Annotated in this window: 17 protein-coding genes and 2 pseudogenes; 8 read left to right on the top strand and 11 right to left on the bottom strand. The window is 34.3% G+C overall.

All coding sequences use genetic code 11. The features are described from left to right. Window positions 1–117 precede the first annotated feature (117 nt). The 4 genes from HYY69_08055 to pcn all read left to right on the top strand — a co-directional run bounded on the left by HYY69_08055 (window position 118) and on the right by pcn (window position 2,584). Window positions 118–885, top strand: a complete 768-nt coding sequence (locus HYY69_08055) for a hypothetical protein (protein MBI3033400.1) — start codon at window positions 118–120, stop codon at window positions 883–885. A gap of 4 nt (window positions 886–889) precedes the next feature. Further along, window positions 890–1,129 carry a hypothetical protein gene (locus tag HYY69_08050; protein MBI3033399.1) on the top strand — a complete coding sequence of 80 codons (240 nt, stop codon included), beginning with the start codon at window positions 890–892 and terminating at the stop codon, window positions 1,127–1,129. Beyond that, window positions 1,126–1,485 carry a hypothetical protein gene (locus HYY69_08045; GenBank protein ID MBI3033398.1) on the top strand — a complete coding sequence of 120 codons (360 nt, stop codon included), beginning with the start codon at window positions 1,126–1,128 and terminating at the stop codon, window positions 1,483–1,485. The genes HYY69_08050 and HYY69_08045 overlap by 4 nt, the downstream gene beginning before the upstream one ends. A 352-nt stretch (window positions 1,486–1,837) precedes the next feature. After that, window positions 1,838–2,584 (top strand): proliferating cell nuclear antigen (pcna), encoded by a 747-nt coding sequence (pcn, locus tag HYY69_08040; GenBank protein ID MBI3033397.1) that lies wholly within the window; start codon window positions 1,838–1,840, stop codon window positions 2,582–2,584. On the opposite strand, the gene HYY69_08035 is transcribed toward pcn, so the two are convergent. From HYY69_08035 to HYY69_08025, 3 genes are read right to left on the bottom strand one after another with little or no spacing between them, the layout of a single operon-like run. After that, window positions 2,581–3,153, bottom strand: coding sequence for a hypothetical protein (locus tag HYY69_08035; GenBank protein MBI3033396.1), 573 nt, complete (start codon window positions 3,151–3,153; stop codon window positions 2,581–2,583). The two genes, pcn and HYY69_08035, sit on opposite strands and share 4 nt — an antisense overlap. Beyond that, a complete protein-coding gene (locus HYY69_08030; GenBank protein MBI3033395.1) occupies window positions 3,140–3,736 on the bottom strand; it encodes a 2OG-Fe(II) oxygenase in 597 nt (198 codons plus the stop codon). The genes HYY69_08035 and HYY69_08030 overlap by 14 nt, the downstream gene beginning before the upstream one ends. Before the next feature lie 21 nt (window positions 3,737–3,757). After that, the gene (locus tag HYY69_08025; protein ID MBI3033394.1) at window positions 3,758–4,009 is read right to left on the bottom strand and encodes a hypothetical protein; all 252 of its coding nucleotides are present in this window, start codon (window positions 4,007–4,009) and stop codon (window positions 3,758–3,760) included. A gap of 300 nt (window positions 4,010–4,309) precedes the next feature. On the opposite strand from HYY69_08025, the gene HYY69_08020 reads away from it, so the two are divergent. Then, window positions 4,310–5,620, top strand: a complete 1,311-nt coding sequence (locus HYY69_08020) for an adenylosuccinate synthase (GenBank protein MBI3033393.1) — start codon at window positions 4,310–4,312, stop codon at window positions 5,618–5,620. Window positions 5,621–5,710: 90 nt separating this feature from the next. Here the strand turns inward: HYY69_08020 and corA are convergent, their stop codons facing one another. The 5 genes from corA to HYY69_07995 all read right to left on the bottom strand — a co-directional run bounded on the left by corA (window position 5,711) and on the right by HYY69_07995 (window position 10,067). Further along, complete coding sequence (gene corA, locus HYY69_08015) at window positions 5,711–6,673, bottom strand: magnesium/cobalt transporter CorA (protein MBI3033392.1); 963 nt, start codon at window positions 6,671–6,673, stop codon at window positions 5,711–5,713. Between the two features lie 63 nt (window positions 6,674–6,736). Next, complete coding sequence (locus HYY69_08010; protein ID MBI3033391.1) at window positions 6,737–8,545, bottom strand: thioredoxin domain-containing protein; 1,809 nt, start codon at window positions 8,543–8,545, stop codon at window positions 6,737–6,739. Window positions 8,546–8,563: 18 nt separating this feature from the next. After that, window positions 8,564–8,920 carry a hypothetical protein gene (locus HYY69_08005; protein MBI3033390.1) on the bottom strand — a complete coding sequence of 119 codons (357 nt, stop codon included), beginning with the start codon at window positions 8,918–8,920 and terminating at the stop codon, window positions 8,564–8,566. A gap of 26 nt (window positions 8,921–8,946) precedes the next feature. Next, window positions 8,947–9,609, bottom strand: a complete 663-nt coding sequence (locus HYY69_08000) for a hypothetical protein (GenBank protein MBI3033389.1) — start codon at window positions 9,607–9,609, stop codon at window positions 8,947–8,949. Window positions 9,610–9,695: 86 nt separating this feature from the next. Next, complete coding sequence (locus HYY69_07995; protein ID MBI3033388.1) at window positions 9,696–10,067, bottom strand: hypothetical protein; 372 nt, start codon at window positions 10,065–10,067, stop codon at window positions 9,696–9,698. Between the two features lie 253 nt (window positions 10,068–10,320). On the opposite strand from HYY69_07995, the gene HYY69_07990 reads away from it, so the two are divergent. The 3 genes from HYY69_07990 to HYY69_07980 are packed head-to-tail and all read left to right on the top strand — an operon-like array spanning window position 10,321 to window position 13,882. Beyond that, window positions 10,321–11,712: a TldD/PmbA family protein gene (locus tag HYY69_07990; protein ID MBI3033387.1), complete on the top strand. Its 1,392-nt coding sequence runs from the start codon at window positions 10,321–10,323 to the stop codon at window positions 11,710–11,712. Continuing rightward, entirely contained in the window at window positions 11,709–13,022 is a 1,314-nt protein-coding gene (locus tag HYY69_07985) for a hypothetical protein (protein MBI3033386.1), read from the top strand. The genes HYY69_07990 and HYY69_07985 overlap by 4 nt, the downstream gene beginning before the upstream one ends. After that, window positions 13,019–13,882 (top strand): diacylglycerol kinase family lipid kinase, encoded by an 864-nt coding sequence (locus HYY69_07980; GenBank protein ID MBI3033385.1) that lies wholly within the window; start codon window positions 13,019–13,021, stop codon window positions 13,880–13,882. The genes HYY69_07985 and HYY69_07980 overlap by 4 nt, the downstream gene beginning before the upstream one ends. Window positions 13,883–14,059: 177 nt before the next feature. On the opposite strand, the gene gyrA is transcribed toward HYY69_07980, so the two are convergent. The 3 genes and pseudogenes from gyrA to HYY69_07965 form a co-directional block, all read right to left on the bottom strand. Continuing rightward, the gene (gene gyrA, locus HYY69_07975) at window positions 14,060–16,516 is read right to left on the bottom strand and encodes a DNA gyrase subunit A (GenBank protein MBI3033384.1); all 2,457 of its coding nucleotides are present in this window, start codon (window positions 16,514–16,516) and stop codon (window positions 14,060–14,062) included. An 18-nt stretch (window positions 16,517–16,534) separates the two neighbouring features. Then, a pseudogene (locus HYY69_07970) lies at window positions 16,535–17,263 on the bottom strand (hypothetical protein). 216 nt (window positions 17,264–17,479) lie between these two features. Further along, window positions 17,480–17,632: pseudogene (locus HYY69_07965) on the bottom strand (hypothetical protein). Between the last annotated feature and the right edge of the window lie 1,080 nt (window positions 17,633–18,712).

The following is an 18,712-nucleotide window of genomic DNA, read 5'->3' as shown; positions in this document are numbered from 1 at the left end:
CCACGCTGTTTAAAAAATAGTTATTTTTTAAACAGCGTGGTTTTTATACTACTAAGTAGTACCAAAACATTTAATAGTCTCCTTATTACCATTACCATATTAAAGTAGGATGACACTATGCCATTATTTACTTCACCTAACAAAAAAGCCTCTCCAGATAAAAGCACACTTCCCTTAGACACACCACCTCCATTATTACCTGAGAATTTAGAACTTCCTAAAATGCCCGAAACATTTGAAGGAGAAGAGCTTGAGATTCCTGAAATACCAGAAATTCATAGCCAAACGCAAAAAATTCCCGACATTGGTGAAATTCCACCAGTTGATCTCGAAGCTCATGATGAAACACCCCCTTCATTTCCTTTGCCATCATCTTCAAACAAAGAAGCTTTAGAAGAACAATATACTTCCCAACAAAAAACTGCTGAGAAGAATATTTTTGATACTTCTCCTGACAACACACCATTATTTCCTGAAATTCCTGCTCAAGAAACTATTAATTTTGAGGAAAAATTAGAACAACCGATCTCATTTACTAGTCAAAAAGAATCTTTATTCACACCACAAACACCAGCAGTTGCTCCTCAAGAAGTTACATCTTTGTTTAGCACCTCGGTAAAAACAGCTCCAAAACAACCTATCCATGAAGAACAGCAAAAAACTGTATCTTTCGATCATTTTTTCATTTCAGTGAGTCAATATAGGGACACCGTCGTTGCAAATAATGAATTAAAACATGTTCTTGACACTACCCATGATACCTTGTTCAGACTGATGCAATTACATAATGATAAAGATTTATTATTAACTATATGGCAGCAAAGCCTTGAATCTGGCCATCACAAAATTACTGCGATGGATGATATATTATTCAAAGTAAGGTGAGACTATGCAAAGAGTTAATGAAAATTCAATGTTTGTGAAATTAGATGAATATAAAGATGTTATGAAACTATTAGATGATATGAAAAAAAATGTTGCTGAAGCACAAGTATGCCTTGAAAAAGCAAATAATATTAGAAAAGAAGAAGATGCTGAAATTGAAATATGGAATAATAGCATCCAAGATATTCAACGGAGAATCCATAGTATGGATAAAACACTCTTTGATGCAGGGCATAGACCATGAATGAAATAGAATATTTTGTAGAAGTTGATCAAAAGAAGGAATTAAGGAATGAACTCCTTACTCTTTCAAAAGCTTTTGTCGAATTACTTCAGAGATCAGAAAAAATCAGGCAATTACAAATAAAAAGAAAGCTTGAGATTGAAACAATTAAAGAAAGAATAAAAGAAATTGCAAAATTAACCGTAAAATTACGAACTGCATTGCCGAGCATCAAACTTGCAAATATTGAAGAAGAAAAGGAAGATATACGATATACACAACAACTTGAAGCATTGGAAGAATCAATTCATGATATTGAAAAGAAGCTTAAAAATATAGAACCAGTAAAGCTCAAAGAGATTAATGTAATAAAATAAATTTTATAAACTATTACTTTGTTCTTAGAAGTATGAGGGGATGCCGGAGTGGCCAAACGGGATAGTTTTTTGGCACCAAGGTGCTTAAAAGTCCAAACTCAAGTTATGAGTGATGAGGTTTCCACAAGAAATCAATGATATACTCGATGGGCCATCTATTGGCTTAGTGCCTACTAGGGTTCAAAAATACCAATAATTGGTGTTGAAAGTCCCTATCCCCTCATTTTTCTTTCATATATAGTTACGTAGATATAACCCTTCCCTATTACATAGGAAAGGGTTGTATCTACTTAACTATATAATTATTTATAAATAGTTTCTTGTTCACTTATCACATCATAAGGGGTGCCATATGAAATTAACTTTAGCAGAACCACGTTACCTAAAAGATAGTATCATGATTATCAGTGAACTTGTTAATGAAGCTCGGTTTAAGATTAATCAAAATGGTATTGAACTTGTAGCTATGGATCCAGCTAATGTTGCCATGGTTATGTTTCAACTCTTAGCAAGCAGTTTTGTAGAATATACCGTGCCGCAAGATATGGAATTAGCTATTAATTTAAGCAATTTAAAACAAATTCTTAAGCGAGCCAAGCCAAGCGACATGATAACTTTAGAAGTTGATGAGAAAAATAAGCTTGTTGTTACCTTAAGCGGTGGTTCAAAACGACGGTTTTCTTTGCCGCTCATTGAACTTGACGAGCGCGAACAAAAAGTACCTGAACTACATTTCCCCCTATCAGTAACTATACCTTCAACAGTACTCAATGATTCTGTTGAAGATGTTGATATTGTAGGAGAGAGTGTTGCATTTACTGTTGAAAATGGAAAATTCACCGTAAGCGCAGAAGGAGATTTAACTGATGCACATGTATTTTTACCTGAAAATGAAGAAATCAAAATTGTCAGCGAATCCCAGGAAAAAATCCGCGCAAAATATTCAATAGAATACCTTAAAAAGATGATCAGCGCCGGGAAGCTTGCCCCAAACGCTACAATCAAATTCAATAAAGATTATCCTCTTAAACTTGAATACAAAGTTCTTGATAGAGTTGCCATGAATTTTATTCTTGCACCGCGAGTTGAAAGCGATTAAAGTTTAATAATAAAAAGATACTTTTTATTATTAATACTGTTATGATTAATATATTGTATACATCGCGTTATCTGTTTTGTTTTCTTGATAATAGTGATAGCATTTGGCTTTGAAGGTATGCTTATTGATGACGCAGCTGATTTATAGATGATAGCGCCACCTGCAGCTTCGTTCCAAGCATCTGTTGCATCAAATACTAATTCTATTCCTTGTTCTTCTGCTTTATTGTCATGAAGAATCTCGTAATCTTTCCATGATAATTGAAATGCTAAACTCGAGCTTTGTTTAATAGCGCAGCCTGTAATTGCCCGTACTATTGACAGAAATTCTTTATGTTCAAAAATGTTAGTCATGATATTATTCGGAGCTGCTACTTTATAATGATGCTGCAATGGTTGATAATTTAAAGTATATTTTAATGAGGTTATCTGTTTCTTGAGCAATTTGTAGATATTTGGTTGGAAAAAATCTTCTAATTGTACTGCATGAATTGGTGCTTTTTTCTCGAATATTTTTTTAATAGATGTCATGGTTTCATTTTGTTTATATTCTGGATTAATTATTTCCATGAAACCACCCTGACAAAGCATACCGCTTTGTCTTGCCTATAACCTCTTCAACTTCATGAAATGACTCTGGACAAACTTTGAAGAAAACAAAGGTGTTAAACAAAGGCTTAATTTTAATAGCAATCGTTGTAGGTTGATGATAGTTGTTGTGTTTAAAAAAATTAAGCGTACCTCCCTCGCTCTTTTTTAAGGTTGAAAGATAATAGATAAAGGCAATTTTTCTTCCTTCAAGTTTATCATCATGACAGAGCAAGAAATCTGTGTCTTCATATAATGTTCCTGCAAGATCAATAGAGTTTTCTTTCAATTTGACTTGCGTTATTGATTCAAGATATTTGATGAAGTCTTTTGATTTAAGAAAATTTCTACATTCAATTAGATACTTGTTTTTTGTACTTGCGAGATCATTTGTTTGCTTGAATTTGAATAAATCTGATTGTTTTTCATAAAAAGTTTCTTGAATTAATGCTTCCTTGATTTTTTGCGCTTGTTGTTTTTCAAGAGAATTAGGTATTATAAGATAAGGGAATGGCTTGTTATTGGAAAATGTTTTTCTCAATGAGATGATATTTGTCGTTTCCATGTATCAACAAGTAAATTCCTATCAAAATAATAACCAACCTAACATATCCATAACAGTTAAAACAATACCGGTGATTATCATTCCGATGAAGATTCCCCAAGAAGATTTTACCCTGAGCATTTTATGTAAAACCAAACCTGTAGCTATAACCCCAAGAAGATGATTTACTCGAATGTAGAGAGTTACAGATCCATAAGTCCCTAAAGCGAAAGTAAGAAAATAACTAACAACTCCAATAATCACAGAAACCTGGACTATCTTTTTCCATTCCATTGTTGTTTTTAATGTGAAACATCTATATATACTTTTCTAAAAAAAATGTTGTTTTTATTATCATCTAGTTACATTTTTATTTTGAGATTATACAAAACTATTAAAAACACCCCTCATTATACATAGAAAATAGTACGTAATAAGTCTTCCTTTGGTTTTAGCGCCAGTTCAGCTTTTCAAGTTAGTTCGATTGGATTTTTCTCTCTGGAACTCCGAAAAATCCTCACTAATAACACTGAATAGCTTCACAAAAGCAGGCGCTAAAACCTCTGACTTATTACGTACAGGAAAGGTGTATTTGTGAAAACCGTTATTATAGGCAGCCAGTTTGGCGATGAAGGAAAGGGAAAACTTGTTGATTTTCTTGCTCAGCAATATGACTCTGTTGTTCGTTATCAAGGAGGAAATAACGCTGGACATACTGTTGTTATTGGGCAACAGAAATTTGCATTTCATTTAATTCCCTCAGGGATATTATTAGGAAAATCATGTGTTCTCGGCAATGGCGTTGTTATTGATCCTGAAGTGTTATTAAGTGAATTGGAAACTTTAAAAAAATCAGGGATTTTTGTTTCAAAATCAGAACAATTGTTGATTTCACCAAAAGCACATATTATCTTATTTTATCATAAAATATTAGATGTATTGTCAGAAGCAAGACTGCAAGATGGCAAAATTGGTACAACAGGAAGGGGGATTGGACCTTGTTATGCTGATAAAATAAGCAGGATTGGCGTGCGGATGGAGGATTATTTTCATCGAGAAAGTTTTTATGCTAAAATACTGCAAAATGTTAACAGTAAACTATTGCAGATGCTGTATTTCTGCGATGAAGATACTTTGAAACAATATCTCCAGCAAAACTATCCACAATTCTATAATAAAGACCGATTATTTGATATTGATAAAATCGGTGAATATTATTGGAGATTAGGGATTCAACTCCGCCATTTTGTTGGCAATGTTGCCCCCTTATTAGATGGAAAAAACATTCTTTTTGAAGGAGCGCAGGGAACGTTCTTGGATGTTGACTACGGCACCTATCCGTTTGTAACATCGTCATCACCATCTATTGGAGGAGCTTATACTGGCTCAGGGATAGGAAATTTTAATTTTGATAAAAGAATTGGCATTGTTAAAGCATATACTACTCGTGTTGGCGGAGGAAAATTTGTAACTGAGCTTTCTTATGAAACACCTGTTGGAAAATATCTTACTGAAAAAGGCAATGAATATGGAACAACAACGGGAAGGAGAAGGCGTGTTGGATGGCTTGATTTATTTATGCTTAAGTATGGCTGCAAACTTAACGGGTATACAGAGTTTGCATTAACTAAGTTAGATGTTTTAACCGGTATTGATAAACTCCAGATTTGCGTTGGCTATAGAAATATAGTTGATTTTCCAGAAAATATGCATGTATTTAATACTGCTGAACCTGAATATATGGTATTACCCGGATGGAATCAAGATATTAGCACCTGTAAACGATTTGAAGAATTACCAGAACCATGCCAGAAATATGTACGATTTATTGAAGAATACTTAGGTGTGAAGGTAAGTATTATTTCTGTTGGACCTGAACGAACGCAGACTATTGTTCGAGAATAACTATTGCAAGAGTTGAGAAGCAAATTTAAAAATATACGAAAGATTGTATTTTGGAGCCAGGAGTATAGAAAGTTGACGTTTTTGCCATAATCACAACCAATCCTTCTTCTTGAAATAATAATAGAGAAGAATTATTGATCCTATTATCAATCCCAAGGCAAAGAAATAACCAAATTTCCATTGTAATTCAGGCATGTTATATTTTGAAGCTGTGTCGTGGAAATTCATGCCGTAAATGCTTGCAATTAATGTTGGGATTAAAATCAATCCACCCCAACCAGTAAGGCGTTTAACGGTGTTATTGAGATTATTGGAAATATTAGTTAAATACAACTCCATTGCTGTTGTTAAAATATCACGATAGGTTTCGTTCATATCAATTAACTGAACTAAATCATTGTAAATAAAACGGTATTTTTTAATCTCTTGCTTTGAAATTCGCGAGAGATATTCCTTTTCAATACTGACAATAACTTCCCGATTAGCAGTTAATCCCCGATGCACATAGAGGATATTTCTTTTAAAATCACGTATTTCACGTGTTTGCGTAAATTTTGGCTGGTTTAATACTTCATCTTCCAGATTATCAACATTCGCATGGAGTTGTTCGAGAATAACAAAATAATCATTGACCACTTCAGTCATGAGATTAAAAACAAAATGACTTGGGTTATCAAGAAGCCCTGGCTGATCTTTTTTAATCAGACTATTTATTGTTTGAAGGGGAAGAAGTTTTTCATTGTGCAGCGTGAGAATATTATTGCTTCCAAAGAGAAAAATATTCAGGTTTTTAATATGCACCCTGTTATTCTGAAAAAATGGAACAGCAAAGATAATTAAGGAGAAATTCTTCATTTCCACTACGTGCGGTCGTGCTTCATCATTAAGATATGATTTTAACCTTGTTAAAGGAAGCCCTGTTTTCTCAACCAGTAAAGACAGTTCTTTGTCATTTGGTTTATAACAATCAATCCAATCAGTATCTAATGATTTGATATTATCTACCGTAACTTCCTTAATTTTCCCTTTATGATTCTGAAGGATGGTAAACATGGTATTTTTGGGGTGTAGAGGTATAAAAAGCTATTCTTTTTCCAAAAGTTTCTACCGTCGACATCAGAATATGCCGAGACTTTTCTTCAAATCATCAAGAGAATTATAAGAAAAGCATTTTCGTTCATAGCAATATTGTATCTGTTCTGATTTCACCTGTAAAGTGTTATAACTTACCTGCTGCCAGTCTAATCGATAGGGAAGATGAATTATAGGAATATTTCCTTGAGTGATAAACGCTAGCAGGTTGTAGAAATCATACTCAAAAGGCGAGCGGTACTCTAATGTTGTATGCTCTTTGTTCAACAGTAGGTTTGTACGAAGAAGAGCTGCTTCTGCCAATGATGCTGAACTTGGGTAAGGATGATCAAATTGGTGAGCAGGAATTTCTTTGAAATCATCAGTTATGCTTTCTATCCAATGATCTTGCCGTTTAAATTGCTCTAATTGCTTATATAATTGTTTGAGAAGTTGTTTATAATTGCCTGTTTCTTCATAGAGATACGTTGTCAATAACAATAACGCTCCATAATCTTCAAGAAATTCATGTGGTTGAAGGCTATCTCCTAATGAGGTGTGGATAAGTTCTTCTTTATTATAATGCTTGTTTACTAAAGCTTTGAACAGTTTCTCTGCTTTTTGTTTTGCAGTCCTATCTTGACAGCAACGCCATGCCTGTATGAGAGCTATTCCCAACAACGCATTCCATGAAGTGATTATTTTTTTATCAGTAAAAGGTTGAGGACGTTGTTTTCTGATATCCAGCAATTTTTGTTCGATATCAGGAAGAAATTTAGATTGTTTTTTTATCAGATGATTTTTTTCTTCAAAATTACTTTGTTCTGAAATATCATACACCGCGGTGAATTCTCTGAACTCATCTTTATTGAGAAGCTGTTTAAGTTCGTCATACCCCCAAAGATAAGTTTTGCCTTCTTCATGATCTGTGTCTGCATCATGAGCTGCATAATACAAATTATTATTTTCAAATGTTTCTTCTAAACACATCATAATTTTCTTTACTACCATTTTATAGAATGGTTTTTTGAAGAGTTTGAACGCTGCACTGTAACACCATAGCAACATTGCTTGATCATACAGCATTTTTTCAAAATGCGGAATGCTCCATGTTTGATCAGTGCAATAGCGGAAAAAACCTCCCTGCAGATGATCCTGCAACCCTGAAACTGCCATGCTATCAAGGGTTTTTTCTATAATCTCTTTTACATTATTATCTCTGGTTTTTTCATAATAACTAAGGAGGAATAATAACGTGTTATGAGGGGGAAATTTCATACCATGACCAAAACCACCATACATTTTATCAAATGATTCTTGAATTATTTTTATCATTGAATCATCATCAATCGATTGATGATGAGGATGCAAAGGCGTAAAAGCTGCCATAGTTGCCTGATGTTTATCATATGCTTTTTTCACCTGCTGTAATAATGAAAGAAACCCTGGCATGCCATATTTTGGTTCAGCAGGAACATAGGTTACTGCAAATAAGGGTTTAAGATCTGGTGTGAAAATAACATTTAATGGCCAACCACCCTGGCCTTGCACTGTTTGTATAAAGGACATACAATAGTTGTCTATGTCAGGACGTTGTTCACGATCAATTTTAATACTTATATAATAATGGTTAAGATACTCTGCTATTGCTTCATTACTAAAGGATTCTTTTGCCATAACATGGCACCAATGACAGGTAGCATAGCCAACAGAAGCTAATATTGGCTTATTCTGGGTTTTAGCAGCTTTTAAAACCTCTTTTGACCATTCCTGCCAGTATATTGGATTATCTTTATGCTGTTGCAGATATGGCGAGGCTGCTTTATCGAGATTATTACGTTGAAGATTGAGCATACTTATTCTCCTTAAAATTTACGTTACTAGCTCTAGTTCTATTTTAGTCTTAGATTTAGGGAATATTCTCACGGGTGTATCTGGTTTTGAATTAGTAAATGCTGCAATTTCAGGGGGTATGCGAATAACTAAAGAATTGCCTGATTTACCTATCTTTACCTGTTTTTCCAAACCAAATATTTTTCTCTCTTTAACTTGCTTTTCAATTTCTTCGAGGGTGGCATCGTCTAGAAATTCTGTTCCACAAGAAGTACAAACTTCACAAGCTCTTTCACCAAAATCAATACCAAAGAATTCTACTGAACAAAAACTTTTTTTCAGTTTTCCTCCGCAACTACAGGGGTAATCTTTTATTTCATCCATTTTTATCACCATAATTTAACTGTTATTGGATAGATTTATTATTTTTCTTGTTTATGCATAACCATTCCTTTCATCATATACTTATTTGTTTCTTTATGTAATATCCACGATGTAATCACCCGTGTTTCGTATTCATCTGGCGTATGTATTGATTCATGGACAATGGTTTCTTCTTTTCTTCCTCCAACTAATGATTGGTTTATGTAGACTTTATCAGAACCAATAAACGTATAACCAAACAATCCTTCTGGCATTTGTTCGAAAATCCGATGTTTTACTGGCAAAAATCGAGTCGTGTCTGCAATGTCATCCCTTCTTTGTTCTTGATATTCCTGCAAAGAGAGATTGTAGGAAGCAATCTGTTCTGGTTTATGTTGAGGACTTGGGAGCGCATAGACATTAACCTCCATTGTTTTGTAATCTGAAGAAGGGATTTGTTCAATAATCACTTTTTCCGGAAGATCATGTTTTGCAAGAACAACATCAAGAGATTCTTCGGTAATTGTTTGTTTTTTATGATATCTGATAATTTGTTTTACTTGATCGAGTTCTTGCTGTAAAGCTACTTCTAAAGTAATTTCTGTTGTTTGTGTTCTTTTAGATTGATGAAACCTTGCTCCAATGCTATATGAAGATTTTTTTCTAGGAACAGCGTAAACTGGCTGAACTACTGGACCATAATTTTGAGGCAAAAGGTGCATGTTCTTAGATATGCTATTACCTTTAAAACCATTTAGGTGAAAAAGGTCTCAGAACTATTGTTTTGAAAATCTATTTGTGTACAAAATTAACAGCATAAACAATCCAAAGAGATAGTCGGCTTTTCTTGACATTTATCTGGAAGTGGAGGAGTATAACATTTTTCAGGCAGTGGATCTAAACAGAAAAGAATCTGTCCTCCTCTGAATGCAACATCCGGGGGACAAAGACCTTGGGGGTATTCAACTGGATTTCCTTGAAGATCTGTCACTTTTTCAGTTCTACATCCTTTTCCTTGATAACAATCTACTGTCCAAATCATTTTTTTATAGATACAAGTGCCATAAGCAGTTACTGGCGGAGGTCTATCTAAATCTTCATAAGTTAATAATGCTTCAGATGGTTTTGACACTAATAACGCAGCAGAGAGAAGCAATCCTGTTAATCCTAATTTACCCATGTTAAGAGGTTGTTTGAAAGGGTATAAAAATGTTCTGTTAGAGATGGCTCCGGTGAAAATCTCGGCATAGCCTCGGTTTTGGCATCAGTTCGGCTTGTTAAGAGTATATTTTATTGGATTTTTCTCTCTGGAACTCCGAAAAATCCTCACTTATGAAATTAAAGAGCCTCACAAAAAGATGCCAAAAACTACATTTTCACCAGAGCCGTTAGAGATAATAACATTTTTAAAACATTGATTTTTCTTCAATAGCATGAAGAAAAAGCAGATAAAAGAAATCAAAGAATTCTTTTCTCAACTTGTTAAGATTATGGAAGAAAAAGCTCTTTATGCTGATTGTTTGTATACTGCTGTTTCTGATAGAACCATCAATAAAGACAAAACTATTATTGACATTCATGATGATGCTGATATCGGAGTAAAATTACGGGTGTTTGATGGGGAAAAATTTCTTGAGAAGGGAATAAGCGGCTTTAATAAAACCAGCCTTAAAAAGGCTGCTGAAGAACTCCGTGATTCTGTGATGAGCAACAAGGAGACTGTTAAACTGATTAAAGATACCAGTATTTTTGAAAATGATTTTGAACAAAAAGGGACTATTGATCAGCATGCTATCCGCATCAATGAAAAGGTCGCTTTTGTCAATAAACTTCAACAACAAATCATGGCATTTGATAAGCGCATCATTAATACTCGCGTTTTATATGAAGAAGGCATTGAGATCAAAATATTTGTTAATAACAAGAAAAAACTCAGCCAAATCATTAATAGTTGTTTTATTCTGGTTCTGCCCTTTGTGCAAACAGCAGAAGGAGAAACAAGATATTATTACAAAGCTTATTTTAAGCCTGGTTATGAAGCAACTGATATTTCAGAACAAGATATTAATGATGTTTGCACTATGGCATTGCGGATTATTGATGCAAAAAGGATTCAACCAGGACGATATACTTGTTTATTGACGCCGCCTGTCACTGGTTTGTTAGCACATGAAAGTTTTGGACATGGCATGGAAGCTGATACTATGTTCAAAGGAAGAGCTATGGCTTCACAATACCTTGGCAGGAAAATTGCCCCTGATTATGTTTCTATTGTTGATAATCCTTCATTTTCTGGAAAAAACGGAAGCTTTTTTTTTGATGATGAAGGGCAGATAACTGATCAAACCTTCCTTGTTAAGGAAGGTTTGGTTAATAGACCAATTACTGATTTGTATTCAGCTTCACGGAGCAATTTTTTACGCTCAGGAAATGCACGAGCAGAAAGTTATGACCACAAAGTGTTTGCGCGAATGTCAAATACCTATTTTATGCCTGGCAATGACGACCCTCGAAAAATGCTCGAATCTATTGATGATGGTTATTATTTGCATTATTCAACTGGAGGCATGGAAGATCCCAAAGGATGGGGCACACAAATCCAAGGTATTCTTGCTGAAAGAGTTATCCACGGCAGATTAACAGGAGAACTATTTTTTGAAGTAGGGATGACGGGATTTTTACCAACCATTTTATCCAATATCATGATGGTGGGCAATGAGTTAATACTACCAGGCTGCGGAAGATGCGGCAAAGGACATAAAGAATGGGTTAGAGTCTGTGAAGGCGGACCACATTTATTGATTAAGGAGCTGCATTTATCATGAACCTCAAAAAAATTCAGAATATACTTTCATCTCATCAGGAAATAGATGGATGGAGAATCTTTTTAAGAAAAATAGAGCGTAAAAATATATATATTCTCAAACAATTTGAAATAGAAGATATTCTCGAAGGACAACGAGAAGATATCAGTGTTAAAGTGTATAAATATTTTGGTGATGAGATCGGCGATGCCGAATTTCCTGTTGCCACTGATGATGAAAAAGTGCTACAGAGACAATTAGCTGATGCTGTTTTTATTTGCTCATTAAGCAGGAAGAAGAAATATACTCTTCCAAAACCCGAGCAGCTTATGGCTGTTCCGAAATTATGGGATAAAGAAATTGCTCAAATTACCACTAACCAATTCATTACCTTGGTTAGTACTTTTAAAAATGAACTACAAAAATACTCAAATGTTAAACTAAACAGCATGGAACTGCACACTTCAACAGCTAAATTCCATGTTTTAAACAGCAACGGTGTGGATCTTTCCACTGAAAAAACACACGTATTTGTTGAATTTATTATCACGGCATTTGAGGATAGCAAAGAGCAGGAATTTGTTGCAAGCGCTTCCTATGCGAGGCTTGCTGATTTTGATATTGCAAATTTTGTTCAAGAAAAAGTTGCTATTGTTAAAGATGTTCTCCATGCGCAACAACCATCAACCTTTTCAGGGAACGTACTTCTTAAAGGAGATGCATTGCATGAATTTTTTGTCCCGCATTTGCAGCTTGGACCATTAACTATGCATTGTTCTGCTAAATTAAAATATATGGATTTAAGCTGTTATAAAAAAGGTACATCACTTGGCACATTTAAAGGAGATAAAATCACCTTAACGACAAATCCGTTTCTAGATTATAATCCTGCCTCGGCGCTGTTCGACGAAGATGGTGTTGTTTCAAAGCCTTTATCTTTAATTGAAGAAGGTGTGTTTAAAAATTATTTTGCTTCACAACAATATGCTGATTATCTTTCGATTCAGCCAACAGGAAGCCTTGGAACTCTTGAAGTAGCTTCGGGAAGCAAAACTGAAACGGAACTAACTACTAAAGATCGAGTCGAGATTGTTTCTTTTGCATCGTATGTCCCTGATGCCATATCTGGAGCATTTTCTGCGGAGATAAGACTTGGATATTTTATTAAAAATGGGTTGCGGACTCCTTTCAGAGGAGGCATGTTTACGGGCAATGTCTTTGATTTAATTAAGAACTGTTCATTAAGCAAAGAGAAAATATCATTAGATAGCTATGTTGGACCTAAGCTTATTTGTTTTCATAAAGGTACTGTGGCAGGGTTAAAAACATGAGATATTTATTATTGATTAATCCTTATTCTGGGAAAAAGAATAAAGAGATTGTTATTGAGAAAATTAAGGAGAGATTCTCTTCTTGCGTTGACGTTATCTCTACTGAAAAGAAAGGTGATGCATTGCTCTTTGCTAAGGGCAGCAACCATGATATTATTATTACCGGTGGAGGAGACGGGACAATAAATGAAGTTATTAATGGCATCATGCTCAATAAACAGAAAAAACAGAAGCCTACTTTGGCAATTTTGCCATTAGGAACCTCGAATATGTTTGCTCGAAGCTTAGGGCTTACTGGTAAATCTATTGAAGAACTTGGTGAACTTATTGCTTCGGAAAGATCAAGAAACATTGATGTAGGCAAAGCAAATGAAAGGTATTTTGTTATTGCTTCAGGCATTGGATTTGATGCGCATGCTTATCATTATGTTCAACCTCAACTAAAAAGAATGGTGGGGGAAGCTGCGTACCCTATTTCTCTGTTAAAAACAATGATTGATTATAAACCTCAAGAGTTAAGCATAGATTGCTGCGGGAAAAAAAGAACAGGGTATTTTGTTTTAGTTTGTAATGTGGTTAAATTTCATAAGTTTTTTACCTTGATTAAAGAGGGCAATGAGTACGATGGTCAGTTTGATGTGCTTGTTTTTCAAAAGAAAAATCTGTTAGATAATTTACGCTATTTATATGGCGTATTAGCGCAAAAACATCATCTGTTTAAAGATGTTGAGCACATTATTTGCAAGGAATTAACCATTACTTCAAAAACACCTGTACTTAACCATACTGATGCAGAAGATAACGGAACTACTCCTGTTAAGATAACAATGTTTGAGAAAGCAATTAAGATTATATGTTAAATGGCTCTGGTGAAAATCTCGGCATAGCCTCGGTTTTGGCATCAGTTCGGCTTTTGAAGTGTAGTTTGACTGGATTTTTCTCTCTGGCACTCCGAAAAATCCTCGTTGATAACACTGAAGAGCCTCACCAAAAGATGCCAAAAACTACATTTTCACCAGAGCCATGTTAAACAACACCTATTTATGAGGATGATTTGGATTATAAGTGAATTTCATTTCTTCTGGATTATCTTCATTAACGATCTTTGCTGTAGCTACTATTTTGTCATCTGCATCAAGACGCATTAAACGAACACCCTGGGTGTTTCTCCCAATACTCGAGATATCTTTTGCCCTAGTACGGATAATAATACCGTTTTTCGAGATGAACATTAATTCATCTTCGTCATTAACTTCATCAACTGCAATAACTCTACCATTGCGCTCAGAACATTGGATATTGATAACTCCTGAACCACCACGATTAATGAGGCGATATTCACTTACGGGTGTCCGTTTTCCATAACCATTCTCAGTTATAGTCAATAATGTTTTTTCATCTTTCGCAATCACTGCACCAATTACTGTGTCATCACCCTTTAAGGTTATACCTCTTACTCCTCGAGAAGTTCTTCCTATCGCCCGTGCATCTTCTTCATGAAATTTAACTGCCTGCCCATCGCGGGTTGCAATTAATATTTGAGATTCACCATCAGTGAGCAATACATTCACTAGGCAATCACCTTCATCTAAAGTAATCGCTTTAATGCCACCTTGACGAGGATGTGAATATGCTTCAAGCGAAGTCTTTTTCACCACGCCTTTCTCAGTTACCATCACTAAATATTTGTCTGCAACAAATTCTTTAATAGGGATACAGGAAGTAATTTTTGTCTTTTCATCTATAGCAAGGAGATTAACTATTGCTTTTCCTCTTGCTTGGCGAGAACCTTCAGGAATTTTAAATACTTTCATCCAATGGACCGTGCCGTCATTAGTAAATACCAGCAAAGAGTCGTGGGTGTTAGCGATAAACAGATGTTCAACAACATCTTCGTCTTTAGTTGTTGTGGCAACAATGCCTTTTCCCCCTCTCCCTTGGGACTTATACGTATCAACGGGCAAGCGCTTTACATATCCTGCATGCGTGATAGTAACAACACACTCTTGTTCTTCGATAAAATCTTCAATTTCTAAGTTATCATCATCAATATTCGTGATCTCTGTTCTTCTCTCATCATTATAGCTGCTTTTAAGCTCTTGCAATTCATTTTTGATAATAGTAAGCACTCTTATTTCATGAGCAAGAATATCTTTGTAATCTACAATTTTAGTTAAAAGTTCCTTAAGCTCTAGCCTTATTTTATCCTGCTCAAGAGCAGTCAAACGCTGCAACTTCATATCAAGAATTGCTACAGCCTGTATTTCAGTTAGTGTATATTTCTCCATCAATTTATCACGAGCAATTTTTGTTTCTTTTGAGCTTTTGATTAATGCAATGGCTCCATCAATATTATCCAACGCAATTCTTAACCCTTCAAGAATGTGCACCCTTTCCTCTGCTTTTATTAGATCATACTGTGTTCGTTTTGTAATCACATCCTTACGGTGTTTAATAAATTCGCCTACCATCTCTTTCAAAGACAATGTTCGCGGTTTGTTATCAACAATGGCGAGGAAATTTATACCGAAAGTAACCTGCAATTTACTATGTTTGAATAATTGATTCAATACGACATCTGCTGAAGTTCCTTTTTTAAGTTCAATATAAATTCTTAATCCTGATTTATCAGATTCATCACGCAAATCTGAAATCCCTTCAATAACTTTATCCTTCACAAATTCAGCAATTTCAGTAATTAATGTTGACTTATTGACCATATAAGGAATTTCATGGACGATAATAGCTTCGCGCTCTTTTTTTGTTTCAATGCTTGTTCTAGCGCGAACTTTGATCTTGCCTTTTCCTGTGGTATAGGCGCTTACCAAACCAGCTTTTCCTAAAATTAAACCTCCTGTTGGAAAATCAGGGCCTCTGATTGAATTCATCAATTCTGTAATTGAAATACCAGGATTATCTATTGCCTTGACAATCCCATCACTAATCTCGCCCAAATTATGCGGCGGAATATTTGTAGCCATTCCTACAGCAATACCTGAGCTGCCATTAACCAATAAATTAGGAAATTTAGCAGGCAGTACGTTTGGTTCTTTTAAACTGCCATCAAAATTATCAACAAACGTAACTGTTTCTTTGTCAATATCTTGAAGAAGCTCTTCTCCGAGTTTTGCCATTCGCGACTCAGTATTATGACTGATAATACCATTGCTAATAAAAGAATGACAATTGCTATCGACTCTTAATGAGAACACTTTTTGAATACCTGCTTCTTGCTTTGCAAGAACTTTGTCAAATAAATAATTGTACGTTAGAAAATACTCAAATAATGAAGCATGATCAACTTTTGTTTTTTCTAAAAGAATTTTTGAAATAGTATGATAGTTTTTTTCCATTGTTCCATAACGATCAAAATTGTTTTTTTGAGTAAATGAATCATCTGTTCTGCTTCTTATAAAATCAGAGATAAAAGGAACATAATCAGTGCTTGAGGACTCTTTTTTGTAGTTATAAAGAACATATTCTAATTTCTTCATTTTATAATCTGACAAGAATCCTATTTCTTTGTAAAATCTAAGAACATTTCGTTTTCCACGGAGATATAGTTTCCAAATTTCTCTGTATTTATCGTATCTTTTGAAACTATCAATACCAAAACGCAACAGTAAAATTTGTAATTCTGTTATTAATCCTTCACTTTTTGAACAGCAACTTAGTTCTATCATTTTATGAGCATAGCTTATACTTCCATCTCCTTCAAAATATGCTTTTAAAAATGAAGCAACAACTTCTTTAGGTGATTGAAATATCAGTTTTGGAACAGCTCTCTTGGCTGATTTAGTTGCTGTTAAACCAATATTTCGGAGAAACTCTAATGTATAACGACCATGACATTCTAACCTATAATATTCTTTTTTACCATACGAACTTGGTTTTCTCTTGAAAAAATGCAACCTTGTATCAGGAAATAATTTATTCCACACTGCTGATAATGCATTAATCCAATTTATATCTGTATTACAAAACTCTATTTTATTATCAGCATTCAACGTTCCTTCTGAAATGAAAGATCCTAAAATATATCCGAGATCTTGATTAAGATACTGCGGCAATGTTCTTGGTTTTCTTGTTTTTCTAATTTCAGGATAATAAGATACTAATTCTTTCTGCTTTTCTGGCCAGAACGTATCTGTTGAACGATCAATAACAACAAACTCTCCTTCGTGGATATGTTCAAGTAGTTTCCATTCAAAGATGGGCTTGCCTATTTCATTAGCAGTCATAGTAAGTACTGGGTGATTGTACGTACCAGTTAAAGAATATCCTTTATTCGTAATAATTTTTAAGGTTGGGTGTTGACCTGAATCAAACCATTTTGAAGCTGCATGAACCTGTTTATCTTTTGAAAGAACTTTGATGTTAATATTTTCTTGTTTTGAAATTTCATCAATTCTTACTAACCCATCATTAGTAATAACTAAACTATCACCGGTAATGCAGTACCTCATTGCGGCTGCTGAATCACCGTCGATACTTCCAAAATTACCTTGACCATCGACTAATAAATAACGCAGTGAAAAATCCTGAGCCATTCTTACTAATGATTCATAAACAGCTGAATCACCATGTGGATGATATTTTCCGAGACAATTATGAGAGATCATACCATTCGCTATAAATTCGTGTTCATGTTCAACTTGAATATCGTATGTTTTGTCACTCTTTGCTTCTGCAACCTTTTCAATTTTTAAAAAGAAAATGTTATTTTCTAAAATATGATTTATAACGTCAGAATATTTTGAATTGATCTTATCCTTATACCAACCACTACCAAGATGATGCTTGGATAATTCCTCAAAAAGAACTTTCCCTGCATAAGGAATTTCGTCAAAATGACTTACCTTCAACATTTTTTTTTTAAAATTAGCAACCCTCTCAGCTTTTATTTCATGCTGAAGCTGTAATTGTTTGGCTAATTGCACTGCAAACCTTCCTTCTATTTCTAAATTATAAAAAGGATGCTTGCTCATTATTTTTCGTTGATTAATGACACCCCCAAGTAATTTGGTAGTTACTGATTTTCTACTCATAACGCCAAGAGACTGAAGCAATATTTGCAGTTGGTCAATCATTTTTTCTGAGATACTTCCATAGTGAATTTGATTCCTTTTGTTGTGAACACTGCCATCACCATCAATCATACCTGAAATAAGAGAAAACACTACAGACTGAGGTGATTGAAATATTTGTTTTGGAATTATTTTAGTATACGCATTTACACCTTCAAGGTTAAATGCTTGCACTAAGAATTGATTTATTGCAGTCGCATTAATTCGCACTGTTTGAAGTTTACTTAACAAAAGACTTCCTGAAGCAGTTATTATTTCTTTTTCTTTATATTCTACTGTTGCTTCATAATTAAACTCCTGTTGCAGAATTTCTTTGATTTTAGTAATTACTTCAACAGAATTTGAACAAAAGCCGCAACGAAAGCCTTTCCTATGATTATATCCTTTTTCTACCCATCCATCTGATAATAATTGGCCTAATACATAAGCAATATTTTTATTAAGATAAATTCTCTTATTATTGAACTTACCAAGCAAAACCTCTTTTTTAATATTCGGATAAACATTTTTGACCATTACATAATCTTCTTCATTCAAATCTTTTGCTTCCTTCCATACAAACTCTAACTCCCCATTAATCACTTTAAATTTTTGCGATGGTGT

It is taken from the genome of Candidatus Woesearchaeota archaeon (assembly GCA_016192995.1).
In the GTDB taxonomy this organism is placed as follows: domain Archaea; phylum Nanobdellota; class Nanobdellia; order Woesearchaeales; family DSVV01; genus JACPTB01.
This window is presented reverse-complemented; position numbering and strand designations above follow the sequence as displayed.